This window comes from Allobosea sp. P1_B10 (assembly GCF_056406735.1).
On record NZ_JBFTZP010000002.1, the window covers coordinates 202,311 to 227,959 of the forward strand.

Below are 25,649 nucleotides of genomic sequence, written 5' to 3' on the forward strand. Positions count from 1 at the left end.
ACCCATCGAACACGTCAGCCCGGGTGAGCGAAGGGAGACCCGGAATCCATTCCCGAACCTCTTCGGATCAGCGCTCCGGAATGGATTCCGGGTCTGCAATTCGCTCCGCCCGGGATGACGCGCGATTGTCGGGACACGCACCATCACCGGCCACCCCCGCCGCTGCGCGATGCCGCGATCAGGCTTGCAACGCGCAGGACGCCTTCGCTGGCCGGGCGGTCCGTGCGGTGCAGGGTCAGGGTCCAGCCGGCCTTGCGGCAGGCCTCCTTGATCGCATCGCGATGCGCCTCAAGCCGCTGGCGGTATTCCTCGCCCCAGGCGCCGGCATCGCCGACGCGCAGCGTGAGGCCGTCCTCGAGATCGAACAGTTCCGCCTGCCCGGTGAAGGGAAAGGTCTCCTCGATCGGGTCTGCGACGAGCAGCACATGGCCGCGCGCGCCGCTCGATGACATCGTGGCGATGCGCCTGGCCAGCGCGGAGGCGGGCGTCAGGCCATCGGTAATGATGATCGCCTCGGCAAGGCGGGGAAGGGCGGCGTCGGGCGGCAGGTCGGCAGTCTCGCCCTTGCTGTCGACCAGGATCGCCTGCGCCAGCGTCTCGACGATGCGGCGCGAGGCCAGCGCCCTAGTCAGGCCGAGATGGCCGACACGCTCGCCGCCCTCGACCAGCGTCTCGGCCAGTGCGAACCCTGCGACCAGGGCGCGGTCTACCTTCGAGGCCAGCGCCAGCGAGGAGGCAAAGCCCATCGAGGCCGAGCGGTCGATCCAGAGCCAGATCGCGTGCGAGGCCTCCCATTCGCGTTCTCGCACGAAGAGATGGCCGTCGCGGGCCGAGCGGCGCCAGTCGATGCGCGAGGCGGATTCGCCGGTCACGAGCGGCCGGTACTGCCAGAATGTCTCGCCGGGGCCGGCGCGCCTGCGTCCATGGATGCCGTGCACGCTGGCCGACACGCGCCGCGCCTCGAGGATCAGCCGCGGCAGGCGCGCGGCGAGATCGAGCGAGGCTGTGAGGACCGGCCGGGCCGGCTGGCGTTCAGTCGGGCCGAGAACGCGCGTGCGCAGCATTGCGATGACGTTCTCCCTTATCCGAGGCGCTCGACGAGCTTGCCGATGACGCCCTCGACGGTCTCGCCATCGGCGCGCGCGGCGAAGGTCAGCGCGATGCGGTGCTTGAGGACAGGGATCGCGAGAGCGGCGACGTCGTCGACAGAGGGCGCGAGGCGCCCCTCGACCAGAGCGCGGGCGCGGCAGGCGAGCGTCAGCGACTGGCTGGCGCGCGGGCCGGGGCCCCATGACAGTTTGTCGGTGATCGCCGGATCGCCGTCGCCGGGACGCGCGGAGCGGACGAGATCGAGGATGGCGTCGACCACCGCTTCGCCGACGGGCAGGCGGCGGACCAGCCGCTGCGTCGACATCAGCGTTTCGGCCGTCATCGCCTGCACCGGCTTGTGCTCGGCCGAGCCCGTGGTCTCCATCAGGATGCGACGCTCTGCCTCGCGGTCGGGATAGCCGACGTCGATCTCGAGCAGGAAGCGGTCGAGCTGGGCCTCGGGCAGCGGATAGGTGCCCTCCTGCTCGATCGGGTTCTGGGTTGCCAGCACATGGAAGGGGGCCGGCAGGTCATAGCGCTCGCCGGCGATGGTGACGTGATGCTCCTGCATCGCCTGGAGCAGCGCCGACTGCGTGCGCGGCGAAGCGCGGTTGATTTCGTCGGCCATCAGCAACTGGGCGAAGACCGGACCCTTGATGAAGCGGAAATGGCGCTTGCCGTCGGCGCTCTCGTCGAGCACCTCGGAACCGAGGATGTCGGAGGGCATGAGGTCAGGCGTGAACTGGACGCGCCGGGCGCTGAGGCCGAGCACGGTGCCCATGGCCTCGACCAGCTTGGTCTTGGCGAGGCCGGGCACGCCGACCAGAAGGCCGTGGCCGCCGGCCAGAAGGGTGATCAGCGAGAGGTCAACGACCTTCTGCTGGCCGAAGATGACCAGGCCGATCTCGTTGCGTGCCGCCCCGATCGCGGCCAGCGCCGCTTCGGCGGCCTCGACGATGCCGGTGTCGAGATTGATCGGCTGCTCCGCCGCCCGGACTTGCGCCATGCTGTCGATCTCCTCCAACCTCTACCGAAGAACCGGCCCGATCGAGAGCCCGCTCAATTCAAGAACTGCTCGACCCACGAAAACCGCGCTTCGCGCGTTTCGCAGCATTGTCCGAACCCGCACCGGTCTCAGCGGTTGAATGTGGACGGGCCATCTTGCCGGCTCAAGCACCGAATGAACCGGTGCACATAAACTCCGCTTCACGATTATGTGGAGTTCAAGGCAAAGGACGCGATGCAACCAATATGCCGCAGTCGATGCAGACGGGACTTTCGATGAACCAGAGCGGAAATGCGATGGAGCGCCTCATGGCGGCGCTGGGCGAGACCAAGGGGCGCGGGCTGCCGCCCGTGGAGCGCTGGAACCCGCCTTTCTGCGGCGATCTCGACATGCGTATCGCGGCCGACGGCACCTGGTTCTATCTCGGTACGCCGATAGGCCGGCCCAAGATGGTCAAGCTGTTCTCCTCGGTGCTGCGTAAGGACGGCGACGCGTATTTCCTCGTCACGCCCGTCGAGAAGGTGGGCATCAAGGTCGAGGATGCGCCGTTCCAGGCGGTCGAAATGGCGGTGGACGGGCAGGGCGACACGCGCTCGCTCGCCTTCCGCACGCAGGTCGACGACATCGTGAGCGCCGGCAGCGAGCACGCGATTCGCTTCGAGCGGGCCCCCAAGGATGGGCTCAAGCCCTATGTCCATGTCCGCGCCGGGCTCTGGGCCCGCGTGACGCGTGCCGTCACCTACGACCTCCTGGCACTCGGCGAGGTCCGAGCGGTCGACGGCGTCGCGATGTTCGGGGTCGCGGCGGGGGGCGTGTTCCATCCGGCCGTGCCGGCAAGCGAGATCGGGGACGGTGCAGCGGCATGAGGACGGACCGGGCCCTGCGGCTGACCATCGACGATTTCACGAGGCTTGCAAGCGAGCGCCTCCGTCGCGAGCCGCCCGAGGCCGGCGACATCATCAGCCGGCCGCGCGGCGACCACGAGCTGCAGCCGCAACCCATGGCCGCGCCCGACGAGCATGCAGCCGTGCAGGCCGCGGTGCTGATCCCGGTCGTGTCGCGAGGCTCGGGGCCGACAGTGCTGCTGACGCAGAGGGCCGCTGCCTTGCGCAACCATTCGGCGCAGATCGCCTTTCCGGGCGGGCGCGTCGATGCGGTCGACGGATCGCCGGTGGTCACGGCCCTGCGCGAAACCGAGGAAGAGATCGGGCTGGCTCGCGAGCATGTTCGCGTGCTGGGCTATCTCGACGCCTATCTGACGGGCACCGGCTACCGGGTCACGCCCGTGGTCGGGCTCGTCGAGCCGCCCTTTGCGCTGACGATCAACCCCCATGAGGTCGACGAGGCCTTCGAGACACCGCTCTCGTTCCTGCTCGACCCCGCCAACCACCGGCGGGAAGGGCGCGAGTGGAAGGGGATGTATCGCACCTACTATGCGATGCCGTTCGGAGATCGCTATATCTGGGGCGCGACCGCCGGCATGATCCGCAATCTCTACGAGCGGCTGGTCGACTGAGAGTACGATGGTGCCGGAGGGACAGGTGGTCCCGAGGCGGCATTGCGTTACGGCTTTAGCGAGAACGGATATGCGTCGATGCTTCGGACATTGATCGAGGAGTTCCTGCTCTTCGTCCTGCCCTTCTGTCTGTTTGCCACGTATCTGATTGCACGGCGCCGTAATCCGTTCGACGTCGAGCATTGGAGCCCGCATCTGTTCAGGCTGTCGGTCGCGGGGCTTCTGATCGCGCTCGGCTTCTTTCTGGTCGCGGGCTGGCTGGCGCCACGCCATACCGGCGCCTATGAGCCGCCGCATATGGAAGACGGGAAGCTGGTGCCGGGCCGCTTCAAATGAACGCGCCGACCAAGGCGCGCGTCGCAGCCTTCCTGGAGCGCGCCGAGATTGCGGCGATCATGGCGGCGCTGAACCGCGACGGCATGCAGACCCGCATCATCGGCGGTGCGGTGCGCGATCTTTTGCTTGGCGTAGCGGTCGGCGACGTCGACCTCGCGACGACGGCTTCGCCGCAGGAAACCATCCGGCTGGGCCAGGCGGCGGGCTACAAGGCCGTTCCCACCGGCATCGCCCATGGCACCGTGACGCTGGTGCGCGACCGCATCGGCTTCGAGGTCACGACCTTGCGGCGCGATGTCGCGACCGACGGCCGCCACGCCATCGTCGCCTTCTGCACGGATTTCCGAGAGGATGCGCTGAGGCGCGACTTCACCATCAATGCGCTCGGTCTCGATTCTGCGGGGAAGGTGCATGATTACTGCGATGGCCTGACCGACCTCGCGGCGCGGCGCATCCGCTTCATCGGCGAGCCCGGGGCGCGCATCCACGAGGATTTCCTGCGCATCCTGCGCTTCTTCCGCTTCCATGCCCGCTACGGTCGCGGCGGTCTCGACCCGGCGGGGCTTGCTGCCTGCCTCGCCGGGCGGGCGGGGCTGGAGGGGCTATCGCGCGAGCGGGTGCGGGCCGAACTCCTGAAACTGCTGGCCGCGCCACTTGCTGCCGATACTCTCGAGGCGATGGCAGGAGCCGGCCTGCTGATGCCCGTGCTGGGCTGTGTCCCGCAACTCGCGCGGTTCCGTGCCATCGCGCAGGGCGGGGGAGGCGAGCGGGTCTGTCCCTCGTTCCGGCTCGCGGCGCTGGCCGTCAGTGTTCGCGAGGACGCGTGGAGGCTGCGCGAGCGGCTGCGCCTCTCCAATGACGAGGCCGACCGGATCGAGCGGCTCGCACTCGCCCTGGAGGGCGTTTCGGGGCGTGCGGCGCTGCCGGACATCGCAGCGCTGAGGACTTGGGGGCACCGTGTCGGCGCGGACGCCGTCGCCGGTGCGATGGTGTTGGCCAGCGCCTCGGCGGAGACGGCGGGGCAGCTTGCCGTCCAGGCACTGATCGCTGCGCTCGGTCGCACGCCGCGCTTCCTGCTCAGCGGCCGCGACGTGATGGCGCTCGGCGTGCCGAGCGGCCCGCGGATCGGGCGCGTGCTGGACGGCGCGCGGCGGAGCTGGATCGAGGCTGATTGCCCGGCCGACCGCGCCGAGCAATCCAGGCTCCTCGAGAGGGCGCTCGCGGCCTCACAAGCGTGATAGCGGTCGCCGCGGAGGCCGAGGCGGTCAGCGCCTGGCTGTGACGACGCTCGTCACGGCCATCTCACCGTTGGCGGCATTGAGGACAGAATCGAATCGACGTTGCCGCCGGTCTTGAGGCCGAAGATCGTGCCGCGGTCGTAGAGCAGGTTGAACTCGACATAGCGGCCGCGCCGGACCTGTTGTTCGTGGCGCTCGGCCTCGGTCCAGGGCTTCGACATGTTAGCGCGCAGGATCGGGGGATAGGCCTTGAGGAACGCCTCGCCGACAGCCTGGGTGAAGGCGAAATCGGCCTCCGGCTGACCCGACCAGACGTAGTCGTAGAAGATGCCGCCGATGCCGCGCGGCTCGTTGCGGTGCTTCAGGTGGAAGTACTCGTCACACCAGTTCTTGAAGCGCGGGTAGTCGGCCACCGGCGCAAAGCGCTCGCAGGGCTCCTGCATGGCTGCGTGGAAGGCGATCGCGTCGGGATCGTCCTGCGAGCGGCGCGCATCGAGCACGGGGGTGAGGTCCGCGCCGCCACCGAACCACGGCTTGGTGGTGACGACGAAGCGCGTGTTCATGTGCACGGTCGGCGCGTGCGGGTTCCAGGGATGGGCGATCAGCGAGATTCCCGTGGCATGGAATCGCGGATCCTCGGCCGCGCCCGGGATCTGGCCGGCGAAATCGGGATGGAAGGTGCCGTGCACGGTCGAGACATGCACGCCGACCTTCTCGAAGACCCGCCCCGACATCAGCGCCATGGTGCCGCCGCCGCCATCCGCGCCATCATGGTTGCGACGCCGCCAGGCCTTGCGGACGAAGCGGCCCGGAGCGTCGCTTTCGGGCGGAAAGGGGCCCGTGGCCTCGTCCTCGATTGCCTCGAACTCCGCGCAGATCCGGTCGCGCAGTTCCGTGAACCAGGCGGCGGCACGTGGCTTCATGGCTTCGGCCAGGCTGATCGATTCGGCCAGCGTCTCAGCTTCATACTCGGTCATGTCTTTGTCTCCGCCGGGGGCGCATCCGAATTCTCGAGCCGCGCGAACCCGTCAACCTGTCGCAGTGCCTCGCCCAATACCATCGCAGCTGCAACCGCGACATTGAGCGAGCGCAAACCCGTTCGCATCGGAATGCAGACGCTCGCATCGGCAGCGGCATAGACCTCCGGCAGCACGCCAGCGGATTCCCGCCCGACCATGACGATGTCGCCGGGCTGGAAGCGGAACGCGACATGAGGCGTCGCACCGTCGGTCTCGGCCAGGATCAGGCGGCGCCCGGCGGTACGGCGCCAGCCATCGAAAACGGCGAAGGAATCATGGCGCGTCAGCACGGCGCGCTCGAGATAATCCATGCCGGAGCGGCGGAAATGGCGATCCGAGACATCGAAAGCCGCGGGCTCGACGATGTCCACGGCCACGCCGAGGCAGGCCGCCATCCGGATCATCGTGCCGGCGTTCTGGGGAATGTCGGGCTGGTAGAGAGCAAGGCGCAGCATGGCTGCTGTCATGAGATGGCGGCATGCTATGCGTCAAGAAGGCTGGCCGTGTGTCGCGGCGCATCCCATATCCAAGGGCGTTGAAGACGATTTGAGAAACGAGCCCCCGTTCGGAGGGCCCGTGAGGCGGCCTCCCGGAGGGCGGGAGGCGCCGACGTCAAGGCTGCCTCCCGACGCCCAGATTTCGACGCCATGCCGGTCCAGGAGAGCGGCCATCATGTTCGCACCCCTGTTCCGCTATCTCGAAAGCCGCATCGACGTCTTCGCGCCGTTCGACGAGCGCATCACGCCGCCGCGCGGCGTCTGGCCCTTCATGTGGCACCACATCAAGGGCGTGAAGGGCTGGATGGCCCTGATCATGCTCACCGGGCTCGGCTTCAGTGGCATCGAGGCGGCGATGTATCTGATGGTCGGCTGGTTCGTCGACCTCCTCAGCCATCAGTCGCCGGAGACAATCTTTCGCGATCATGGCTGGCTGCTGGCCGGAGCGGCGTTCCTGCTCGTGGTGGTGCGGCCGCTGATCTATTTCGCCAACCACGCCATCGTCGACCAGGTGGTGGTGCCGCAGATCACCAACCAGATCCGCTGGCGCAACCACGTCTATACGCTCGGCCACGCGCTCTCCTATTTCCAGAACGACTTTGCCGGCCGCCTCTCGGCACGCGTGATCCAGGCCGGGCAGTCGATCCGCGGCGCGACGATCGAGATCATCGACGACCTCTGGTACGCGCTGATCTTCGTCTCGGTGGCGCTGGGCTTCTTCAGCACCACGAGCATCTGGCTCGTGCTGCCGGTCCTCGCCTGGCTTGCCGCCTATATCGGGCTGCTGACTTATTTCGTGCCGCGCGCGAAGCTCCGTTCGGAAGCGAACTCGCTCGGACGCTCCTCGACGACGGGGCGCATCGTCGATTCCTACACCAATATCCTGACCGTGAAGCTGTTCGCGCGCTCCGATGCAGAGCGCTCAGCCGTGCGCGACTCGCTGACGCGCTGGAACGCGTCGTTCCTTCACCTGTCGCGGCTGATCACAGGGGTCAGCGTCATCCTGCAGGCCATGAACAGCCTGCTCGTCGTGGTGACGGCCTGGCTGTGCCTGTGGCTGTGGAGCGGCGGCGTCATGACGCCCGGCGCGGTCGCGGCCTCGATCGGGCTCGTGCTGCGGCTGGTGCAGATGTCGACCTGGCTGATCCACCTGGTACGCGGGGTGTTCGAGAACATCGGCTCCGTCCAGGAGAGCATGGAGACAATCGCCAAGCCCCATGACCTGACGGATGCAATCGATGCAACGCCCCTCCTGGTCGAAAGGGGCGGCATCCGCTTCGAGAAGCTGCGCTTCAACTACGGCAAGGGAACAGGCCTCTTCGACGGGCTCGATCTCGACATCAGGCCGGGCGAGAAGATCGGCCTCGTGGGCCCCTCGGGCGCGGGGAAGTCGACGCTGGTGAACCTGCTGCTGCGGCTCTATCCGCTGGAGAGTGGGCGCATCCTGATCGACGGCCAGGACATCGCTCATGTCACGCAGGACAGCCTGCGCGCGCAGATCGGCATGGTGACGCAGGACAATTCGCTGCTGCACCGCTCGATCGGCGACAACATCGCCTATGGCCGCGTCGGCGCGACCGAGAGCCAGATCCTGGCGGCGGCTCGGCAGGCCTCGGCGGATGAGTTCGTGCTGGGGCTCTCGGACCAGGACGGCCGCAGCGGCTTCGAATCGCGCGTCGGCGAGCGCGGCGTGAAGCTGTCGGGTGGCCAGCGCCAGCGCATCGCGATTGCGCGCGTCCTGTTGAAAGATGCGCCGATCCTGATTCTCGACGAGGCGACCTCTGCGCTCGATTCTGAGGTCGAGGCGACGATCCAGGAACAGCTGACCTCCCTGATGGAGGGCAAGACCGTGATCGCGATCGCGCATCGGCTGTCGACGATCGCCGCGCTCGACCGGCTGATCGTGCTCGATCAGGGCCGGATCGTCGATTCCGGCAGCCATGCGGAGCTGATCGCGCGCGGTGGGCTCTATGCGCGGCTCTGGTCGCGCCAGTCGGGCGGGTTCCTCGCGGCGGCCGATCCGGAAAACGTTCTGCCCTGAACCGGGCTGGCGTCGTTCTCGCCATGCGTGCGGCGCGGCGCAGCAACAGTAGACTTCATCAAAACTGCGTGCCAAAGAGCCGCCAGTGACGTGCCGCCGCATTGCGGCTGCACAGAGGCGCCCGTAAGACGGGCGCTGGACTAGAATTCGTAGCCTTCCAAGGCTTGCTGAAGCGCAGAGGTTTAGATCGTGGCCCACGCGACCGAGACGACACCGACTGAAACCACCCGCCGCGACTTTCTCATGCTGGCTACCGGGGCCGCTGGCGTCGTTGGCCTCGGCGCGGTCGTCGTGCCGCTCGTGAGCCAGCTCGCGCCCGACGCACAGACCGTCGCCGCCGGCGCCCCGATCGACGTCGATCTGGCGCCGATCGCCGAAGGACAGGCCATCAAGCTGTTCTGGCGCGGCAAGCTCATCTTCGTGCGCCATCGCACCAAGAAGGAAATCGACGAGGCGCTCGCGGTCGATATCGCGACGCTGCGCGACCCGCAGACGGACCCGCAGCGCACCAAGGCAGGGCACGAGCCTTTCCTGGTCGTCTATGGTAACTGTACCCATCTGGGCTGCGTCCCGCTCGGCAATGCTCCCGGCGAGCCGAAGGGTGATTTCGATGGCTGGTTCTGCCCCTGCCACGGCTCGCACTACGATTCGTCCGGCCGCATCCGCAAGGGCCCCGCACCGCTCAACCTGCCGGTGCCTCCCTATGCTTTCACCGCTGACACCAAGATCAAGATCGGCTGAACCGTGACCGATTTCGCGTATCTCAGCTCGACTTTCTCCCGCGACGGCCAGACAGCCCTGAGGCATTCTTCATGAGTGGTCACAGTTCTTACGTTCCGAAGACCGGTATCGAGCGCTGGCTCGATGCGCGCCTGCCCATCGTCCGGCTCGCCCATGACTCGGCGGTGTCCTATCCGGTGCCGCGCAACCTGAACTATTTCTGGACCTTCGGCGCGATCCTGATGTTCATGCTGGTCGCGCAGATCGTGACCGGCGTCATCCTGGCGATGCACTACACGCCGCAGTCGCTGCTGGCCTTCAATTCGGTCGAGCACATCATGCGCGACGTGAACTATGGCTGGCTGCTGCGCTACCTGCATGCCAACGGCGCCTCGATGTTCTTCGTGGCCGTCTATATCCACATCTTCCGCGGCCTCTATTACGGCTCGTACAAGGCGCCTCGCGAGGTCCTCTGGATCCTCGGCGTGGTCATCTTCCTGCTGATGATGGCAACCGCGTTCATGGGCTATGTGCTGCCCTGGGGCCAGATGTCGTTCTGGGGCGCCACGGTCATCACGAACCTGTTCTCGGCCCTGCCGGTGATCGGCGAGACCATCGTGACCTTCCTGTGGGGTGGCTACTCGGTCGACAACCCGACCCTGAACCGCTTCTTCTCGCTGCACTTCCTGCTGCCCTTCATGATCTTCGGCGTCGTCGTGCTGCATATCTGGGCCCTTCACCATGTCGGTCAGAACAACCCGACCGGCGTCGAGGTGAAGAACGTCCAGAAGGATACCGTGCCGTTCACGCCCTATGCGACGATCAAGGACATCTTCGGTATGGTGTGCTTCATCTTCGTGTTCTGCTACTTCGTCTTCTATCAGCCCAACTTCATGGGCCATGCGGACAACTACATCCCCGCGAACCCGGCTGCCACGCCCTCGCACATCGTCCCCGAGTGGTACTTCCTGCCCTTCTACGCGATCCTGCGCGCCATTCCCGACAAGCTCGGCGGCGTCATGGCCATGGGCGCGGCCATCGTCGTCCTGGCGTTCCTGCCCTGGATCGACACCTCGAAGGTCAAGTCGATGAGCTATCGTCCGATCGCTCGCCAGCTGTTCTGGGCCTTCCTCGTGGTCTGCGTCGGCCTGGGCTATCTCGGCGCCATGCCTGCAGAAGGCGGCTACGTCGTCGCGTCGCAGATCTTCACGGTGCTGTATTTCGGCTTCTTCGCCGCGCTGTTTGTCGTCGGCCTCTTCGAAAAGCCGAAGCAGTTGCCGACCTCGATCGCCGACTCGGTGCTCGCGTCCTCCAAGGGCAGCTCGACCGTGGCTGCCGCAGCGAACGTCAGGGGCTGACTGACAATGAATTCGATGTCGTTCCGCCTCGCCCTCACCGGGCTCACTACCGGCCTTGCCTTCTCGCTTGCCGCCGCGACCTCCGCGTCGGCCGCCGAGGGCAGCGTCAAGCCGCCGCAGATGCAGTGGTCGTTCTCGGGTCCGGTCGGCAAGTTCGACCGCGCCCAGCTCCAGCGCGGCTTCAAGGTCTACAAGGAAGTCTGCGCCTCCTGCCACGCAGCCAGCTTCGTCGCCTTCCGCAACCTGGCGGAGCCGGGCGGGCCTGAGTTCACCAAGGGCCAGGTCAATGGCCTCGCCGCGACCTACCAGGTCAAGGACGGGCCCAACGATCAGGGCGAGATGTTCGATCGCCCGGGCCGTGCCGCCGATCGCTTTCCGGCGCCGTTCCCCAATGAGCAGGCCGCGCGCGCGGCCAATGGCGGGGCCTATCCCCCGGACCTGTCGATGCTGGCCAAGGCCCGCACTTATGTGCGCGGTTTCCCGACCTTCATCTTCGACATCTTCACCCAGTACCAGGAGCAGGGGCCGGATTACATCCACGCGCTCCTGACCGGCTACCAGGACAAGCCCCCGGAAGGCGTCACCCTGATGCCGGGCCAGTACTACAACACCTATATGCCCGGGCACCTGATCGCGATGCCCAAGCCCATCTCCGACGGCCAGGTCGAATATCCCAAGGGCGCTGACGGCAAGTCGCCGGTTCCCGAGACCGTCGACCAGTATGCCCGCGACGTGTCCGCCTTCATGGTCTGGATGGCCGAGCCGCATCTCGAGGCGCGCAAGCGCACCGGCCTGCAGGTGATGATCTTCCTGCTGATCTTGGGCTCGCTGCTGTACTACACCAAGAAGAAGGTCTGGGCCCGCATGCCCGACGGTTCGGCGACGCACTGAACGCTCTGGAATTCTGGCAAAAGGGCCCCGGTAACGGGGCCCTTTTCGTTTGGCGACGGCAGGCCGGCGATCACCCCCCGTTGTTGTGACCGTCACAAAACCATGGTCTTACGTCGGCTGAACAAAAGGAATCCCGCATGAGCGAAGCCGTACTTGGAATCATCGGCGGTTCCGGCATCTACGACCTGCCGGGCCTGACGGAGCTGCGCGAGGAGCGCATCTCGAGCCCCTGGGGCGAGCCCTCGGACGCCTTGCGCATCGGCCGCATGGGCAAGACCAAGATCGTCTTCCTGCCCCGCCATGGCCGCGGCCATGCGATCCCGCCCTCCGAGATCAACTACCGCGCCAACATCGACGTGATGAAGCGGGCAGGGGTCACAGACCTCGTCTCGCTCTCGGCTTGCGGCTCCTACAAGTCCGAGCTCTATCCCGGTCTGTTCGTGCTGGTGGACCAGTTCGTCGACCGCACCACGCGCCGTGACAGCTCGTTCTTCGGCACCGGCTGCGTCGCCCATGTCTCCTTCGCGCATCCCGTCGGCCCGGCCCTCCAGGCTCGCCTGGCCGAGGCGGCGACGGCGGAAGACCTCGCCTTCGTGCGTGGCGGCACGCTGGTGACGATGGAGGGGCCGCAATTCTCCACCTACGCGGAATCGCTGACCTATAAGTCGCTCGGCTACGACCTGATCGGCATGACGGCGATGCCGGAGGCCAAGCTTGCCCGGGAGGCGGAGATCACCTACGCGACCGTCGCGATGGTGACCGATTTCGACTGCTGGCATCCCGAGCACTCGGTCGTCGACGTGGCGGCTGTGGTGGCGGTGCTGCATGGCAACGCCGACAAGGCGCGCCGGCTCGTCGCGCGCTTGGCGGCGGATTTCCCGGCTGAGCGCCAGCCCTGCCCGGTGGGCTCGCAGAACGCCCTGGACAACGCCATCATCACCGCGCCGGACTATCGCGACCCCGCGCTTCTGGCCAAGCTCGACGCGGTGGCGGGGCGTGTGCTGAAGGCGGCGTGATGTGGCTAGGCTCTTGACGAAGCCCGAGCGAGGCCCGACCAAGGCTTCGCCGTTGTCCCCGTCCCAGATGGCCCTCATGAACCTTGCCGACACGATCCGTGCGATCCCGGACTATCCCAAGCCGGGCATCATCTTCCGTGACATCACCACGCTGCTCGGCGATGCGCGCGCCTTCCGCCGCGCCGTCGATGAACTGGTGCAGCCCTTTGCCGGGCTGAAGATTGCCAAGATCGCCGGCATCGAGGCGCGCGGCTTCATCCTGGGCGGCGCTGTCGCGCACCAGCTCTCGGCCGGCTTCATCCCGGTGCGCAAGAAGGGCAAGCTGCCGCATGAGACGGTCAGCATGTCCTATGCGCTGGAGTACGGCTCCGACGAGATCGAGGTCCACAGGGACGCCGTGACACGTGGCGAGCGCGTGCTGCTGGTCGACGACCTCGTCGCCACTGGCGGGACGGCCGAGGCTGCCGTCAACCTGCTCGCCGGGCTCGGCGCAGAGGTGGTGGCCGCCTGCTTCATCGTGGACCTGCCCGACCTCGGCGGCGCCGAGAAAGTCAGGCGGCTTGGCATACCGGTGCGCACGCTGGTGTCCTTCGCAGGGCATTGAGATGGCCGACGAACCGTCGTCGAAACGTGGCGTAACCCCGGGCGACCACAGGGATACCCGGTATCCATGCCGGAGCCTCGCCGGCCAGCGCTCCGGAATGACCGCAAGCATTGTGTTCGAGAGCGAGCCGTTGAAAATAGGACGCTCATGATCGGCCGGGTTCTCAGGATGCGGGCTGGGTCAGCATTGTTGCTTGCAAGGCGCGTGTCGCGATGAAGATCAACGGCCAGCCCTGCCGGACGATCTGGCTCGCGCAGGATGGCTGGCGCGTCAGCGTCATAGACCAGACCAAGCTGCCCTTCCGGTTCGAGACCGTGACGCTCGGATCCGTCGAGCAGGCCGCCGATGCCATCCGCACGATGATCGTGCGCGGGGCGCCGCTGATCGGCGCAACGGCAGCCTATGGCGTGGCGCTGGCGATGCGCGTCGATGCATCGGATGCCGGGCTTGCGGCGGCCATACTTCTGCTCGGCGCGACGCGGCCGACCGCCGTCAACCTGCATTGGGCGCTGGAGCGGATGCACCGGCGCCTCGACGCAACGGCGCCCGAGGCGCGCATCGAGGCGGCCTATGCCGAGGCGGCCGTCCTGTGCGACGAGGACGTGGCGCTGTGCCGGGCGATCGGCGAGCACGGCCTGCCTGTCATCCGCGAACTCGCCGGGCGCAAGCCTGAGGGCGAGCCCGTCAATATCCTGACCCATTGCAATGCCGGCTGGCTGGCCACAGTCGACTGGGGTACGGCGCTGGCGCCGATCTACCTGGCGCATGACGCCGGCATCCCGGTTCATGTCTTCGTCGACGAGACCAGGCCGCGCAACCAGGGCGCGGCGCTGACTGCCTTTGAGCTCGGCGCCCATGGCGTGCCCCATACCGTGATCACCGACAATGCCGGCGGTCACCTGATGCAGCGCGGGCAGGTCGACATGGTGATCGTCGGCACCGACCGGACCACGGCCAATGGCGATGTCGCCAACAAGATCGGCACCTATCTGAAGGCGCTGGCTGCTCACGACAGCGGCGTCCCGTTCTATGTCGCGCTGCCGTCCCCGACGATCGACTGGACCATGACCGACGGGATGGCCATTCCTATCGAGGAGCGCTCCGGGCGCGAGGTCACGCATCTGATGGGGCTGGCCGAGGATGGCGGGGTCCAGACATTCCGCGTGGTCGCGCCCGGCAGCGCCGCCGCGAACCCGGCCTTCGACGTCACGCCGGCGCGCCTGGTGACCGGCCTGATCACAGAGCGCGGCATCGCGCCTGCGAGCGCCGAGGGGCTTGCCGACCTTTTTCCTGACCTTGCCTATGGAGCCACAACATGACCGAGGCCAAGCTTCGCACCGAGATCGTCTCGGTCGCGCAGGCGATCGACCGGGCAGGGTTCTGCCCCTCGAAATCCGGCAATGTCTCGGCCCGCTTCGGCGAAGGCATGCTGATTACGCCCTCGGGCCTGCCTTACGCCCAGACGACGCCCGACGATCTGATCCATCTCTCACTTGACGGAACAGTCCTCAGCGGCGCTCGCAAGCCTTCCTCGGAATGGCCCTTCCATGTCGCGATCTACCGGGCGCGGCCCGACGCACAGGCGATCGTGCACACGCATTCGCCGCGCGCCACCGCGCTGTCCTCGACACGGCGTGGCATCCCGGCCTTCCACTACATGATCGCGCTCTGCGGCGGGGCCGATGTACGCTGCGCCGACTACGCCACCTTCGGCTCGCCCGAGCTTGCGGAGAACGCCGTGCGGGCGCTGGAGGGCCGCAAGGCCGTGCTGCTGGCCAACCACGGCGTCATCGCCCTTGGCGGCTCGCTCGCGGGGGCGCACCAGATCGTGGCGGAAGTCGAGAATCTCGCCGGACAATATCTCGACATCCTCGCTGCGGGGCTCGAGCCGGTCATCCTGGATGAGGCAGAGATGGCGCGCGTCAGCGCCAAGTTTACCGGCTACGGCAAGGTCGGTTGACTTAGGGATTTCTCATACAGGTTGTTAAGGCCTTTATCCGAATGTTGAAGCATGAAGCTATCGCGCTATCTGCTCGACTCGCTCGACATGCTTGGGATCGGCGCCTGCGAATATGACGCGGGCATGAAGGCTGTTGGCTGGAACAGGACGTTCCTGCTGTTCTTTCCGGAAGACGAGGGGCTGATCTATGTCGGCGAGCCCTATCGCGACAACCTTGCCCGCTTCTACTGCGGGCGATTGTCGTCGGAGGAGATGCCCGAGATCGAGCGTTATATTGCGGAAGGCGTCGCCCGCCACGTCAACCAGACCCAGCCCTTCGAATTCAGGCATAACAGCCGGCATCTGCGTGCCTCCTCGCTGCGGGCCCCCGATGGCGGGCGCGTGCGGATGTGGCAGTGCCTCGAGGACAGGAGCCTGGCCGACAGGCCGCCGGCCTTCGCCCTGCCGATCATCGATGCGCTGCCGTTCATCCCGGACGGGGCGACGATCCTCGACGCATCGGACCGGATCATCGCCGCCAATGCAGCCTTCAGCCAGCTCTACGACCTCCCCCACGGCCATGCGGTCGTCGGCCGCACGCTCGACGACATCATCGCCTGGTGCTGGCGCGACGGCTCTCCTGCAGGCGCCTGGCGGGCGGCGATCCGCAACGGCCTGCGCTATGACGGCGCTCCCTTCGAGATCGAGCTGCCGGGCCAGCGTTGGCTCAGGGTGATCGCTCGCCACAGCGCCGACGGGGTCGGCTTCTTCACGCATGCCGACATCACTTCTGCCAAGCGCCAGCAGATGGAACTGCTCGACGCCCAGGAGGCCTTGCGCCAGGCCAACGCGGCTCTGGCGGAACTGGCCGAGACGGATGTGCTGACTGGCCTGGCCAACCGCCGCCGCTTCGTGGCGGGTCTGGCCAAGGCGGTGGCACAAGCGGCGCCGGTCGCGCTGATGATGATCGATGTCGACCACTTCAAGACGATCAACGACCGCTTTGGCCATCTCGCGGGGGATGCCTGCCTCAAGTTGATCGCAGAGGTCGTGGCCCGGCAGATCCCGGTGGCCTCTTCGCTGGCCGCACGGATCGGTGGCGAGGAGTTCGGCGTCCTGCTCGGTGGCATGACGCAGGACGCGGCCCATGAGATCGCGCTCGCCATCCGCCACGCGCTGACGCAGGTGGCATGGCAGGCGCTGCACCCGGCGCTCACCGGCGTGACTGTGTCGATCGGCCTCTGTGCCGGAGAGGGGCCGCTCGACGGCACGCGCCTGCATGGCTGCGCGGACGAAGCGCTCTATGCCGCCAAGCGCAATGGACGTGACCGTGTCGAGATCGTGGACCTGTCGCCGATGCCGCTGCAGATCGCCGGCTGATCAGGGGCTGCGCTCGACGAAGGCGCAGCCGTCGAAGCTGAAGACCTCCTCGCCGCGCTGGTTCACGCCCGTGTTGTGGTGAAAGAACAGGCCCCATTGCGGACGCGAGGCGCTGGCGCGCTTGTCGGTCAGCGTCGAGTGATAGGTGATGCGGTCTCCGGCAAGTACCGGTTTTGACCAACGCAGGTTTTTGAAGCCGGGCGAGGAGCCGATGCGCGGGGGCTGGGCGACGCCGGCTGCGCGTGAGGCCGCTTCCTGCCGGCGCCGGCTCTGGACCATCGACGCCATCCAGACCGAGCCGGTATGCCAGCCGGACGCCGCCAGCGCCCCGAAGGCGCTCGCCCTGGCGGCCGCCTCATCCATGTGGAAGGGCTGCGGATCGAAGGAGCGGGCGAAGGCGACGATCTCGGCGGGTGTGAATACGAAGCTGCCGAGCTTCTGGCTCCTGCCGATCTCGAGTTCCTCGAAATAGCGTACGGGCTCGGGCTCGCCGGCTGGCGGCTCCAGAGGGCTGAGTACGGCTGGCGGTACGTAGCGCGGCGGATGGCTGAGCCAGTCGCCCATGGGTTGGGCTGCGCCGCTGTCGCGCCGGCCAAACATGATCCAGTTGGTCTGCTCCAGCACAGGCTCGTCGCGCTGGTTGAGTAGCGCGAAGCGGAAGCGCACCAGCCCCATCTCGGGGCGCGAGCGCGAGGCCTTGGTCTCCAGAACAGTGCGGCTGGCGCTCAAGCTGTCGCCAGGCAGCACAGGGCGAAGCCATTTGATCTCGTCGATCCCCGGCGCACCCATGCCGGTGGAACCGAGCAGGAAATCGCCTGCGATCAGCCGCATCAACAGGCCGCAGCTGTGCCAGCCCGACGCGATCAGCGTGCCAACGAAGGTCGCCTTGGCGGCCTCCGGGTCAGTGTGGAAGTCTTGCGCGTCGTAGCGCGAGGCATAGGCGATGATGTCGTCCTGGCTGACCGCGATGCGGCCTGCCAGGCTGGTTTCGCCGGGGACGAAATCCTCGAAGACCATCATCGCAAGCGCTCAGTTGGCGAAGCGGAAATGGAGCACGTCGCCATCGGCGACGACGTATTCCTTGCCTTCCAGCCGGAACTTGCCGGCCTCGCGCGCGCCGGCCTCGCCCTTGTTGGCGATGTAGTCGGGATAGGCGATCGTCTCGGCGCGGATATAGCCCTTCTCGAAGTCGCTATGGATCACGCCGGCGGCTGCGGGACCCTTGGTACCCTTCTCGATGGTCCAGGCGCGGGCTTCCTTGGGGCCGACCGTGAAATAGGTGACGAGGTCGAGCAGGGTGTAGCCGACGCGGATGACGCGGTTGAGGCCGGGCTCCTCGAGGCCGACGGCCTCCAGATAGTCCTTCTGGTCGGCGGCCGGCAGCACGGCGATCTCGCTCTCGATCTTGGCCGAGACGACGACGGCGACCGCGCCTTCTTCTGCCGCACGAGCCTTAACCGCCTCCGAAAAGGCATTGCCCTTGTCGGCGCTGGCTTCCTCGACATTGCAGACATAGAGCACGGGCTTGGACGAGAGCAGGCCCAGCGTCTCGAAGCTGCGACGCTCATCGGCCGCGACCTGGACGAGGCGGGCGGGTTTTCCCTCGCGCAGCAGCACGAGGCAGCGGTTCATCAGGTCGGCCAGTTCCTTGGCTTCCTTGTCGCCGGTCTTGGCCTTCTTCTCGAGCGGCAGCACGCGCTTCTCGAGGCTGTCGAGATCGGCCAGCATCAGCTCGGTCTCGATGATCTCGATGTCGTTGATCGGGGCGACCTTGCCCTCGACATGGGTGACGTCGCCATCCTCGAAGCAGCGCACGACATGGGCGATGGCGTCGCATTCGCGGATATTGGCCAGGAACTGGTTGCCGAGGCCCTCGCCCTTGGAGGCGCCGCGCACGAGGCCGGCGATGTCGACGAAGGTCAGGCGCGTCGGGATGATCTCCTTGGAGCCGGCGATGGCAGCGAGCTGCTCGAGACGGTCGTCAGGCACGGCGACGTCGCCGACATTCGGCTCGATCGTGCAGAACGGGTAGTTGGCGGCCTGAGCGGCAGCCGTCTGCGTCAGCGCGTTGAACAGGGTCGACTTGCCGACGTTCGGCAGGCCAACAATTCCACATTTGAAGCCCATGAGATCGATCCGTTGCGATGCCGCCGGAGGCGTGGCGTCGACAGGTTGAACAGTTGCCGTCTTATTGACGGTGCGAGGCCAGAAACACAAGACAGGCGGCCGAATGCCCGCCCTGCGACTTCACGGGAACGTGCGTGGCGCAGGCGCGAGGGCGGGCGCACCACTGCGTCCAAGACCCCTCAACCGAGCATGGATCCGACCGATGCGTTCACTCTCCGCCGCTGTCCTCGTCATAGGTCTCGCCGTGCCGGGGCTCGCTTTGGCGCAGTCGCCGCAGACGCGCATCCGGGGCCAGGTCGAGGCCGTCGATGGCAACAGCCTGACCGTGAAGACGATTGAGGGTCGGGAGGCGAAGGTTGCGCTGGCCGCGGGCTATTCGGTCGGCGGCGTCGTCAAGGCGACGGCAGCCGACATCAAGAAGGGCGGCTTCGTCGGCGTCGGCGCGCGGCCACAGGCCGATGGCACGCTCATGGCGGTGCAGGTCTTCATCTTCCCCGAGGCGATGCGCGGCACGGGCGAGGGGCATCGCCCCTGGGCGGTGCTGCCGGATTCGACCATGACCAATGCGACGGTCGCCGAGACCGTCTCGCGCGTCGACGGCGCCAACATCGTCCTGACCTATCCCGGTGGCGAGCAGAAGGTCACGATCACACCCGAGGCCAACATCATCATGGCGGCGCCTGCGCAGGCCGCCGAACTCGTTCCGGGCGCGCAGGTCGCGCTGAGCGCTGTGAAGCAGGCCGATGGCAGCCTGAGCGCAAGCCGCATAACGATCGCCAAGCCGGGGGCGGAGCTGCCGCTGTAGGGTGGTGGCGTGAAATTGGATGCGCAGCAAACCCACGATCAGGCGATTTCTAGGAAACCGCGCCGTCATTGCGAGAAGCGCAGCGACGAAGCAATCCAGGTTGACGTAGAGCGCTACGAGGCTGGATTGCTTCGCTGCGCTCGCAATGACGGGGAGGCTGGCTGCGAGATCGACCGGGCTGTTAGTCCGCCGCCTTCTCGCCCAGCCGCTTCACGGCGGCGTGGCCGCGCGCGTCCATGAACAGATGCACCTTGTTCTGGAAGCCGGCGTCGTCATGGGCGGCGAGCAGGGCGGCGTTGTCGGCGCAGGCCGTGCAGAGATCCTCGACCCAGGGGAATTCGGCCTTGCCGAAATCGCTCAGCACATAGGCGTGGACGAGTTCCTTCAGGCCGGGATGGCCGATGCCCAGGCGCACGCGGCGGTATTCGTTGCCGATCGCAGCGGTTGTCGAGCGCAGGCCGTTATGGCCGGCGTTGCCTCCGCCGAGCTTCATGCGCAGCTTGGCCGGGGCGAGGTCGAGCTCGTCATGGAAGACAATCACGTCCTCGGGTGCGATCTTGAAGAAGCGCGCGGCCTCGCCGATCGAGCGGCCGGATTCGTTCATGTAGGTCTGGGGCTTGAGCAGGATGACCTTCTCGGAGCCGATGGTGGCCTCGCAGGATTGCGCCTGGAAGCGCGAACGCCAGGGCGAGGCGCGATGGGCGCGGGCGATCGCATCGAGCGCCATGAACCCGATATTGTGGCGGTTTTGGGCATAGCGCGAGCCCGGATTGCCGAGGCCGGCAAAGATCAGCATGGCAGGTCGCTCCCGGCCTATAAAAAGACGGCCGGGAAACCCGGCCGTCCATGTCTTAGGATCGCGGATGAAACCGGATCAGGCCTTCGGCTTGGCTTCCGCCGCGGGAGCCGCAGCAACAGCCTCGACAACCGGCTCGGCCTCTTCGGCCATCGGCGGAACGATGGTGACGATGGTGGCGTCGGCGCCGACGGTCAGCTTGGCGCCCTTGGGCAGCTTGATCGCGCTGGCTTCGAGCGAGCCGCCGATCTCAAGACCGGCAACCGAGACCTCGAAGAACTCCGGGATGAACTCGGGCTCGACGGTGATCTCGAGCGCATGCTCGACGATCTGGACAGCGCCGCCGTTCTTGACGCCGGGGGAGGCGTCCTGGCCGACAACGTGCACCGGGATCTCGACCGTGACGGTCTGGCCGGCTGCAACGCGCAGGAAATCGACGTGGATCGGGAAATCCTTGACCGGATCGAGCTGATAGTCGCGCGGAATGACGCGCGTCTTCTTGCCGTCGACGCTGATTTCAAACAGCGTGGTCAGGAAATGGCCGCCATAGATCAGGAGGCGGGTCTTGTTGGAGTCCAGCGCGATGGCTTCGGGAGCAGCGCCCCCGCCATAGATCACGGCAGGTGTAAGGCCTTGACGACGAACTGCACGGGCGGCCCCCTTGCCGACCTGTGCGCGCGCCGAAGCCTCGATTTGCTTCACGGCGGTCATGGTTTTAGTCCTTGCTTCAAATGACAAGGCCGCCAGTCGGCGGCCTCCTTGGTTCGCGCCCGTGCCTCCAAGGGTGTCAGTCGGGCGCTGGCAGGCTCATAGGCCAAATTGCCTGCCATCTCAAGTCCGCATGCGCAGGACGCGCGATCAGGCCGCGCTGGCAGTGAGCGTGTCGGGACGCCTGATCGGCACGGCGCGCCGGTGCCCGAAGCGCCTGAGCAGTTCCGCCACCGCGTCGGCCGCGACGGCACGGGAATAGAGGTAGCCCTGGCCGAAGCGGCAGTTCATTGCCCGCAGGCGCTCCGCCTGGCCCATGGTCTCGATCCCCTCTGCGACAAGGTTGATGTCGAGACGGCCGGCGATTGCGACCAGCGCCTCGACGATGACGCTGCTCCTCGCCCCGCTCTCGATCCCATCGACGAAAGCACGGTCGATCTTGATGATATCGACCGGGAAATCCAGCAAATGCGTGAGCGAGGCGTAGCCTGTGCCGAAGTCATCGAGCGCGACCCGGATGCCGCGCTCGCGCAGGGAACCCATGGTGCGGGCGATGCCGTCCTTGCGCCCGCCCATGAAGACCTGCTCGGTGATCTCGACAATGATGTGCTCTGGGCCGATCTGCACGCGATCGAGCATCCTGGTGATGCGCTGGACGAGGTCGCCCTTCTGGAAGTCCGCCGCGGTCACGTTCAGGGCGATATAGGGCACCTCGATGCCCGACTGTCGCCAGGTCGTCATGTCGGCGGCGATCGTGTGGAGCATCTGGCTGGTCGTGCGGTAGGCCACCTTGGGGTCGCGCAGAGCCTCATGGAATTCGCCGGCGGTGACGATGGCTCCGTTGTCCAGTCGCATCCGCGCCAGGGCCTCGAGGCCGACGATCTGGCCGGTGTCGATGCGGATGATCGGCTGGTAATGGGGCACGATGCGCCCCTCCGTGAGGGCGTCGTCGACCCTGCGGACAGTCTGGATGCGGCGCGTCATCGAGGTGCGCAGCCCGCCCTTGAACCGGACATAGCCCCCGCGCCGGGTTTCCTTCGCGTGGTACAGGGCGAAGTCGGCGTTCTGGCGCAGGGCTACGCTGTCGGTGCCGTCCTCGCCAGCGACGACTCCACCGATCGTCACGCTTGGGATGATGGTGTGGCCGTCATGGTCGAAGGGCGGCTGCATGATCGCGAGGATCGCGTTGGCGACGGCGCGCAACTGCGCCGAGCGCCCGCAGCCGGGAACGAGCATGGCGAACTCGTCGCCGCCGATGCGGCAAGCCAGCCCGTTGCCCGCGATCTGGGCGAGGCGCGTGCCGACCGTCGCGATCAGGGCGTCGCCGACGGCGTGGCCCATGCTGTCGTTGATCGACTTGAGACAATCGATGTCGATCAGCATCAGGCCGAACTCCGGCTCTGATGCTGCCGTCATGCGGGCGAGGGCATCGTTGAAATTGACACGGTTGGGCAGGCCCGTGAGCGTGTCGTAGTAGGCGAGCCGGTAGTTGCGCGCCTGAACCTCCTCGTGCTCGATCGCGATCGTGCAGAGATGAAGGCAGGTCGCGACGATCTGGCGCTCGAGTTCATCGGGCTCGCGGGTCTCGCCGTAATAGAAGGCGAAGCTGCCGACGACACGGCCGTCGCGCGCCTTGATCGGGCTCGACCAGCAGGCGAGCAGGCCGAGCGGCACGGCCAGGGCCGCGTAGTCCTGCCAAAGCGGGTCGTTAGCGATGTCGGTGACCACGACCTCCTGCCCGAGATGGATCGCCGTGCCGCAGGAGCCCACGCTGGGCCCCACGGGAACGCCGACGAGGGCAGCCGAATAATGCGCAGGCAAGGACGGCGCCGCGAGCGGTTGCAGCCGGCGCTCGTCGTCGACCGTCAGGACGGAGCAGATCGCGCCCGGCGCGATCATCTCGACGCGCAGGCAGAGCGAGCGCATGATCGCCGATAGCGGCTCTCCGCGCGCAACCGCCTCTAGCGTCTGGTTCTGGAGGGATTGCAGGCGTTCGGACGAACCCGGGACTGGCATTGCGACGCTCACCTCGACGGAGCGGCGCTTCTATCAGTGTCCCGTGAAATCGGGGTTTCGCAACTGCGTAAAATTGTTCGCAGCGTGCCGGCGCGCTCAGGCGGGGGCGAGGCCCAGCCGCTCGTCGCGGCGGCGCAGCAGATGCATCAGCGGCAGCGCGAGCAGGACCATCCAGGCCTTGCCGACGATCTGGCCGACGAGGAAATCCAGGCTTCCGAAGGCGAGCTGCAGGAACACGATGCTGTCCACGACGAGGCCGAGCACGCTCGAGGCCGCGACCGCCAGGACGAAGTGCCGGCGCTGCAAAGGCGTATAGACCGCGAAATCGGCAAGCTCGGAGAGGAGGAACGCCGCGGTCGAGGCGAGAATGATGGCCGGCGGCGCCAGGAAGGCCGAGATCGCAGCGCCGACGAAAATCGCCAGCAGGCCGACCTTCGGGCCAAGGCGGCGCTGCACGATGTCGCGCAGCACAAGCCCGAGCCCGACCATCAGCACGCCGCTGGGGGCGGAGATGCCCGGCGCGACCGGCACGAGGCAGGGGCCGTTGGGCACGCAGACGGTGCCGACATTGCCGATCAGCCAGTTCGCGGCTGGGATCGTCAGGGCGAAGAGGGCAAGCGCGATGAGCCCTTCAGTGCGGCGTTTCTGGTCGAGGCTCACGAGATGTGTCCACTGTCGTCGGGAGAGATCAGATAGGCGGCGTATCCATTGGCTCGCAACTCGCAGGCCGGGCAATGGCCGCAGCCATAACCCCACGCTTGACGCGTCGTGCGGTCGCCGAGATAGCAGCTATGGCTGTCCTCGACCACCAGATCGAGCAAGGGCTGGCCGCCGAGCGCTGCAGCCAGCGCGAAAGTCTGCGCCTTGTCGCGCCACATCAGCGGGGTGTGCAGCACGAGCCGCCGCTCGAGGCCCAGGCCCAGCGCCACCTGCATCGCCTTGATGGTGTCGTCGCGGCAGTCGGGATAGCCGGAGTAGTCGGTCTCGCAGACGCCGAGCACGATGTGCTTGCAGTCGCGGCGATAGGCGAGTGCTGCGGCAAAGGACAGGAAGATCAGGTTGCGGCCGGGCACGAATGTCGTGGGCAGCCCGCTCTCGGCGAAGGCGATCTCGGTGTCGCGGGTCAACGCCGTGTCGGAGATGGCGCCGAGCGTCTTCAGGTCGAGCAGGTGATCGGCGCCGAGGCGCTGGGCATAGCTCGGTGACAGGGCAGGGAGCTTGTCGCGGATCGTCAGGCGGCAGTCGAGTTCGACGCGGTGGCGCTGGCCATAGTCGAAGCCGACAGTCTCGACAGTGTCGAACCGCTCCAGCGCCCAGGCGAGGGCGACGGTTGAATCCTGGCCGCCGGAAAAGAGGACGAGGGCGCGGCTGTCACTCATGGTCGCCTCGCCGCCATCATTGCGAGCGTCGCGAAGCAATCCAGGAGGACGTAGCGTCCTGCGATGCTGGATCGCTTCGTTGCGTCTGCGATGACGGTTGAGTGCCGCATCGCAGCCGTCAGTCGAACAGGCTGGAGACGCTCGATTCGCTGGCCGTGCGCTCGATGGCCTCGCCCATCAGGTTGGCGATCGAGATGACACGGATGTTGCGCGCCACCTTCACTGCCTCGGTCGGCAGGATCGAGTCGGTGATCACCAGTTCCTTGAGCTTGGAATTGGCGACGCGCGCCACGGCCCCGCCGGAGAGCACGCCATGGGTGATGTAGGCGTAAACCTCGCGCGCGCCCTGGGCGAGCAGCGCCTCGGCCGCGTTGCACAGCGTACCGCCGGAATCGACGATGTCGTCGAGCAGGATGCAGGAACGGCCCTCGACCGAGCCGATGATGTTCATGACCTCGGACTGGCCGGGCTGGTCACGACGCTTGTCGACGATGGCAAGCGGCGCATCGATGCGCTTGGCGAGCGCACGGGCGCGCACCACGCCGCCGACGTCGGGCGAAACGACCATGGCGTTCTTGTAGTCCAGCCGTTCCTTGATATCGCGCGCCATCAGCGGCGCGCCGAACAGGTTGTCGGTGGGGATGTCGAAGAAGCCCTGGATCTGGCCGGCATGCAGGTCGAGCGTCAGAACGCGGTCGACGCCGGCATGGGTGATCAGGTTGGAGACCAGCTTGGCCGAGATCGGAGTACGGCCGGAGGCGCGACGATCCTGACGGGCATAGCCGAAATAGGGGATCACCGCCGTGATGCGCCGGGCCGAGGACCGGCGCAGAGCATCGGTGATGATCAGCAGTTCCATCAGGTGGTCATTGGTCGGAAACGAGGTCGACTGGATGATGAAGACATCCTGTCCGCGCACATTCTCCTGGATCTCGACGAAGACCTCCATGTCGGCGAAACGCCGGACCGAGGCCTTTGCGAGGGGAATTCCGAGATGGGCGCAGATCGCTTCCGCGAGGGGCCGGTTGGAATTTCCGGCGACGACTTTGATCGAAGAACGCATGCCGGGGACGCACCGTTTCAGCTGGGCAGGGCGGGCGCAGCACGACGCTGGCTCATTGGAGCGGCTCTTAACAGTGCGATGACAACGAGTCGACTGCTGCACTGC

Annotated in this window: 26 protein-coding genes; 14 read left to right on the plus strand and 12 right to left on the minus strand. The window is 66.7% G+C overall.

All coding sequences use genetic code 11. From position 1 onward, the window contains the following. Window positions 1-143: 143 nt before the first annotated feature. The gene (locus AC1D2L_RS05600; RefSeq protein ID WP_476844847.1) at window positions 144-1,064 is read right to left on the minus strand and encodes a DUF58 domain-containing protein; all 921 of its coding nucleotides are present in this window, start codon (window positions 1,062-1,064) and stop codon (window positions 144-146) included. Between the two features lie 17 nt (window positions 1,065-1,081). Then, a complete protein-coding gene (locus AC1D2L_RS05605) occupies window positions 1,082-2,095 on the minus strand; it encodes an AAA family ATPase (RefSeq protein ID WP_476844848.1) in 1,014 nt (337 codons plus the stop codon). 275 nt (window positions 2,096-2,370) lie between these two features. Here AC1D2L_RS05605 and AC1D2L_RS05610 point away from each other — a divergent pair, with 275 nt between their 5' ends. The 4 genes from AC1D2L_RS05610 to AC1D2L_RS05625 all read left to right on the plus strand — a co-directional run bounded on the left by AC1D2L_RS05610 (window position 2,371) and on the right by AC1D2L_RS05625 (window position 5,185). Continuing rightward, window positions 2,371-2,961: a DUF1285 domain-containing protein gene (locus tag AC1D2L_RS05610; RefSeq protein WP_476844849.1), complete on the plus strand. Its 591-nt coding sequence runs from the start codon at window positions 2,371-2,373 to the stop codon at window positions 2,959-2,961. Further along, on the plus strand, window positions 2,958-3,611 hold the full coding sequence (locus AC1D2L_RS05615) for a CoA pyrophosphatase (protein ID WP_476844850.1): 654 nt from the start codon (window positions 2,958-2,960) through the stop codon (window positions 3,609-3,611). The genes AC1D2L_RS05610 and AC1D2L_RS05615 overlap by 4 nt, the downstream gene beginning before the upstream one ends. Before the next feature lie 78 nt (window positions 3,612-3,689). Next, the gene (locus tag AC1D2L_RS05620) at window positions 3,690-3,947 is read left to right on the plus strand and encodes a DUF6111 family protein (RefSeq protein ID WP_476844851.1); all 258 of its coding nucleotides are present in this window, start codon (window positions 3,690-3,692) and stop codon (window positions 3,945-3,947) included. Next, window positions 3,944-5,185 (plus strand): CCA tRNA nucleotidyltransferase, encoded by a 1,242-nt coding sequence (locus tag AC1D2L_RS05625; RefSeq protein ID WP_476844852.1) that lies wholly within the window; start codon window positions 3,944-3,946, stop codon window positions 5,183-5,185. The genes AC1D2L_RS05620 and AC1D2L_RS05625 overlap by 4 nt, the downstream gene beginning before the upstream one ends. A gap of 53 nt (window positions 5,186-5,238) precedes the next feature. On the opposite strand, the gene hemF is transcribed toward AC1D2L_RS05625, so the two are convergent. Both hemF and AC1D2L_RS05635 read right to left on the minus strand, forming a co-directional pair. Then, complete coding sequence (gene hemF / locus AC1D2L_RS05630) at window positions 5,239-6,108, minus strand: oxygen-dependent coproporphyrinogen oxidase (RefSeq protein WP_476845217.1); 870 nt, start codon at window positions 6,106-6,108, stop codon at window positions 5,239-5,241. A gap of 50 nt (window positions 6,109-6,158) precedes the next feature. Continuing rightward, a complete protein-coding gene (locus tag AC1D2L_RS05635) occupies window positions 6,159-6,659 on the minus strand; it encodes a tRNA (cytidine(34)-2'-O)-methyltransferase (RefSeq protein ID WP_476844853.1) in 501 nt (166 codons plus the stop codon). 217 nt (window positions 6,660-6,876) lie between these two features. Between AC1D2L_RS05635 and AC1D2L_RS05640 the strand changes: the two genes are divergently transcribed. From AC1D2L_RS05640 to AC1D2L_RS05680, 9 genes are all read left to right on the plus strand, one after another. After that, complete coding sequence (locus AC1D2L_RS05640; protein WP_476844854.1) at window positions 6,877-8,742, plus strand: ABC transporter ATP-binding protein; 1,866 nt, start codon at window positions 6,877-6,879, stop codon at window positions 8,740-8,742. A 189-nt stretch (window positions 8,743-8,931) separates the two neighbouring features. Next, on the plus strand, window positions 8,932-9,483 hold the full coding sequence (gene petA, locus AC1D2L_RS05645) for a ubiquinol-cytochrome c reductase iron-sulfur subunit (RefSeq protein ID WP_476844855.1): 552 nt from the start codon (window positions 8,932-8,934) through the stop codon (window positions 9,481-9,483). A gap of 71 nt (window positions 9,484-9,554) precedes the next feature. After that, window positions 9,555-10,820 carry a cytochrome b gene (locus AC1D2L_RS05650; RefSeq protein ID WP_476844856.1) on the plus strand — a complete coding sequence of 422 codons (1,266 nt, stop codon included), beginning with the start codon at window positions 9,555-9,557 and terminating at the stop codon, window positions 10,818-10,820. A gap of 15 nt (window positions 10,821-10,835) precedes the next feature. Then, entirely contained in the window at window positions 10,836-11,711 is an 876-nt protein-coding gene (locus AC1D2L_RS05655; RefSeq protein WP_476844857.1) for a cytochrome c1, read from the plus strand. Window positions 11,712-11,848: 137 nt separating this feature from the next. Further along, complete coding sequence (locus tag AC1D2L_RS05660) at window positions 11,849-12,727, plus strand: S-methyl-5'-thioadenosine phosphorylase (protein ID WP_476844858.1); 879 nt, start codon at window positions 11,849-11,851, stop codon at window positions 12,725-12,727. A 67-nt stretch (window positions 12,728-12,794) separates the two neighbouring features. Next, a complete protein-coding gene (locus AC1D2L_RS05665) occupies window positions 12,795-13,331 on the plus strand; it encodes an adenine phosphoribosyltransferase (RefSeq protein ID WP_476845218.1) in 537 nt (178 codons plus the stop codon). Between the two features lie 212 nt (window positions 13,332-13,543). Next, window positions 13,544-14,650, plus strand: coding sequence for an S-methyl-5-thioribose-1-phosphate isomerase (gene mtnA / locus AC1D2L_RS05670; protein ID WP_476844859.1), 1,107 nt, complete (start codon window positions 13,544-13,546; stop codon window positions 14,648-14,650). Further along, window positions 14,647-15,291 carry a class II aldolase/adducin family protein gene (locus AC1D2L_RS05675; RefSeq protein WP_476844860.1) on the plus strand — a complete coding sequence of 215 codons (645 nt, stop codon included), beginning with the start codon at window positions 14,647-14,649 and terminating at the stop codon, window positions 15,289-15,291. The genes mtnA and AC1D2L_RS05675 overlap by 4 nt, the downstream gene beginning before the upstream one ends. A gap of 51 nt (window positions 15,292-15,342) precedes the next feature. After that, window positions 15,343-16,650, plus strand: coding sequence for a GGDEF domain-containing protein (locus AC1D2L_RS05680; RefSeq protein WP_476844861.1), 1,308 nt, complete (start codon window positions 15,343-15,345; stop codon window positions 16,648-16,650). Here AC1D2L_RS05680 and AC1D2L_RS05685 read toward each other — a convergent pair whose 3' ends face one another. Then, window positions 16,651-17,670: a MaoC/PaaZ C-terminal domain-containing protein gene (locus AC1D2L_RS05685; protein WP_476844862.1), complete on the minus strand. Its 1,020-nt coding sequence runs from the start codon at window positions 17,668-17,670 to the stop codon at window positions 16,651-16,653. Between the two features lie 9 nt (window positions 17,671-17,679). After that, window positions 17,680-18,777 carry a redox-regulated ATPase YchF gene (gene ychF / locus AC1D2L_RS05690; RefSeq protein ID WP_476844863.1) on the minus strand — a complete coding sequence of 366 codons (1,098 nt, stop codon included), beginning with the start codon at window positions 18,775-18,777 and terminating at the stop codon, window positions 17,680-17,682. 202 nt (window positions 18,778-18,979) lie between these two features. On the opposite strand from ychF, the gene AC1D2L_RS05695 reads away from it, so the two are divergent. Further along, window positions 18,980-19,582 carry a DUF5666 domain-containing protein gene (locus AC1D2L_RS05695; protein WP_476844864.1) on the plus strand — a complete coding sequence of 201 codons (603 nt, stop codon included), beginning with the start codon at window positions 18,980-18,982 and terminating at the stop codon, window positions 19,580-19,582. Window positions 19,583-19,763: 181 nt separating this feature from the next. Here AC1D2L_RS05695 and pth read toward each other — a convergent pair whose 3' ends face one another. The 6 genes from pth to AC1D2L_RS05725 form a co-directional block, all read right to left on the minus strand. Next, on the minus strand, window positions 19,764-20,378 hold the full coding sequence (pth, locus tag AC1D2L_RS05700; RefSeq protein ID WP_476844865.1) for an aminoacyl-tRNA hydrolase: 615 nt from the start codon (window positions 20,376-20,378) through the stop codon (window positions 19,764-19,766). Between the two features lie 78 nt (window positions 20,379-20,456). Next, window positions 20,457-21,089: a 50S ribosomal protein L25/general stress protein Ctc gene (locus tag AC1D2L_RS05705; protein WP_476844866.1), complete on the minus strand. Its 633-nt coding sequence runs from the start codon at window positions 21,087-21,089 to the stop codon at window positions 20,457-20,459. A 147-nt stretch (window positions 21,090-21,236) separates the two neighbouring features. Further along, window positions 21,237-23,102: a putative bifunctional diguanylate cyclase/phosphodiesterase gene (locus tag AC1D2L_RS05710; protein ID WP_476844867.1), complete on the minus strand. Its 1,866-nt coding sequence runs from the start codon at window positions 23,100-23,102 to the stop codon at window positions 21,237-21,239. Between the two features lie 96 nt (window positions 23,103-23,198). Continuing rightward, the gene (locus AC1D2L_RS05715) at window positions 23,199-23,762 is read right to left on the minus strand and encodes a VUT family protein (protein ID WP_476844868.1); all 564 of its coding nucleotides are present in this window, start codon (window positions 23,760-23,762) and stop codon (window positions 23,199-23,201) included. Further along, a complete protein-coding gene (queC, locus tag AC1D2L_RS05720) occupies window positions 23,759-24,481 on the minus strand; it encodes a 7-cyano-7-deazaguanine synthase QueC (protein ID WP_476844869.1) in 723 nt (240 codons plus the stop codon). The genes AC1D2L_RS05715 and queC overlap by 4 nt, the downstream gene beginning before the upstream one ends. A gap of 118 nt (window positions 24,482-24,599) precedes the next feature. After that, window positions 24,600-25,544, minus strand: coding sequence for a ribose-phosphate pyrophosphokinase (locus tag AC1D2L_RS05725; protein WP_476844870.1), 945 nt, complete (start codon window positions 25,542-25,544; stop codon window positions 24,600-24,602). Window positions 25,545-25,649: the final 105 nt, after the last annotated feature.

Excerpts from the sequence above, each read along its gene's own strand:
- mtnA (WP_476844859.1), top strand. The coding sequence starts at position 13,544 with ATGAAGATCAACGGCCAGCCCTGCCGGACGATCTGGCTCGCGCAGGAT.
- AC1D2L_RS05655 (WP_476844857.1), top strand. The coding sequence starts at position 10,836 with ATGTCGTTCCGCCTCGCCCTCACCGGGCTCACTACCGGCCTTGCCTTC.
- AC1D2L_RS05620 (WP_476844851.1), top strand. The coding sequence starts at position 3,690 with ATGCTTCGGACATTGATCGAGGAGTTCCTGCTCTTCGTCCTGCCCTTC.
- AC1D2L_RS05610 (WP_476844849.1), top strand. The coding sequence starts at position 2,371 with ATGAACCAGAGCGGAAATGCGATGGAGCGCCTCATGGCGGCGCTGGGC.
- AC1D2L_RS05685 (WP_476844862.1), bottom strand. The coding sequence starts at position 17,670 with ATGATGGTCTTCGAGGATTTCGTCCCCGGCGAAACCAGCCTGGCAGGC.
- AC1D2L_RS05705 (WP_476844866.1), bottom strand. The coding sequence starts at position 21,089 with ATGACCGCCGTGAAGCAAATCGAGGCTTCGGCGCGCGCACAGGTCGGC.
- AC1D2L_RS05615 (WP_476844850.1), top strand. The coding sequence starts at position 2,958 with ATGAGGACGGACCGGGCCCTGCGGCTGACCATCGACGATTTCACGAGG.
- AC1D2L_RS05675 (WP_476844860.1), top strand. The coding sequence starts at position 14,647 with ATGACCGAGGCCAAGCTTCGCACCGAGATCGTCTCGGTCGCGCAGGCG.
- AC1D2L_RS05725 (WP_476844870.1), bottom strand. The coding sequence starts at position 25,544 with ATGCGTTCTTCGATCAAAGTCGTCGCCGGAAATTCCAACCGGCCCCTC.
- ychF (WP_476844863.1), bottom strand. The coding sequence starts at position 18,777 with ATGGGCTTCAAATGTGGAATTGTTGGCCTGCCGAACGTCGGCAAGTCG.
- AC1D2L_RS05710 (WP_476844867.1), bottom strand. The coding sequence starts at position 23,102 with ATGCCAGTCCCGGGTTCGTCCGAACGCCTGCAATCCCTCCAGAACCAG.
- AC1D2L_RS05625 (WP_476844852.1), top strand. The coding sequence starts at position 3,944 with ATGAACGCGCCGACCAAGGCGCGCGTCGCAGCCTTCCTGGAGCGCGCC.
- AC1D2L_RS05680 (WP_476844861.1), top strand. The coding sequence starts at position 15,343 with ATGAAGCTATCGCGCTATCTGCTCGACTCGCTCGACATGCTTGGGATC.
- AC1D2L_RS05605 (WP_476844848.1), bottom strand. The coding sequence starts at position 2,095 with ATGGCGCAAGTCCGGGCGGCGGAGCAGCCGATCAATCTCGACACCGGC.
- AC1D2L_RS05635 (WP_476844853.1), bottom strand. The coding sequence starts at position 6,659 with ATGCTGCGCCTTGCTCTCTACCAGCCCGACATTCCCCAGAACGCCGGC.
- pth (WP_476844865.1), bottom strand. The coding sequence starts at position 20,378 with ATGCTGATCTTTGCCGGCCTCGGCAATCCGGGCTCGCGCTATGCCCAA.
- AC1D2L_RS05665 (WP_476845218.1), top strand. The coding sequence starts at position 12,795 with ATGGCCCTCATGAACCTTGCCGACACGATCCGTGCGATCCCGGACTAT.
- hemF (WP_476845217.1), bottom strand. The coding sequence starts at position 6,108 with ATGAAGCCACGTGCCGCCGCCTGGTTCACGGAACTGCGCGACCGGATC.
- queC (WP_476844869.1), bottom strand. The coding sequence starts at position 24,481 with ATGAGTGACAGCCGCGCCCTCGTCCTCTTTTCCGGCGGCCAGGATTCA.
- AC1D2L_RS05600 (WP_476844847.1), bottom strand. The coding sequence starts at position 1,064 with ATGCTGCGCACGCGCGTTCTCGGCCCGACTGAACGCCAGCCGGCCCGG.
- AC1D2L_RS05640 (WP_476844854.1), top strand. The coding sequence starts at position 6,877 with ATGTTCGCACCCCTGTTCCGCTATCTCGAAAGCCGCATCGACGTCTTC.
- AC1D2L_RS05660 (WP_476844858.1), top strand. The coding sequence starts at position 11,849 with ATGAGCGAAGCCGTACTTGGAATCATCGGCGGTTCCGGCATCTACGAC.
- AC1D2L_RS05650 (WP_476844856.1), top strand. The coding sequence starts at position 9,555 with ATGAGTGGTCACAGTTCTTACGTTCCGAAGACCGGTATCGAGCGCTGG.
- AC1D2L_RS05695 (WP_476844864.1), top strand. The coding sequence starts at position 18,980 with ATGCGTTCACTCTCCGCCGCTGTCCTCGTCATAGGTCTCGCCGTGCCG.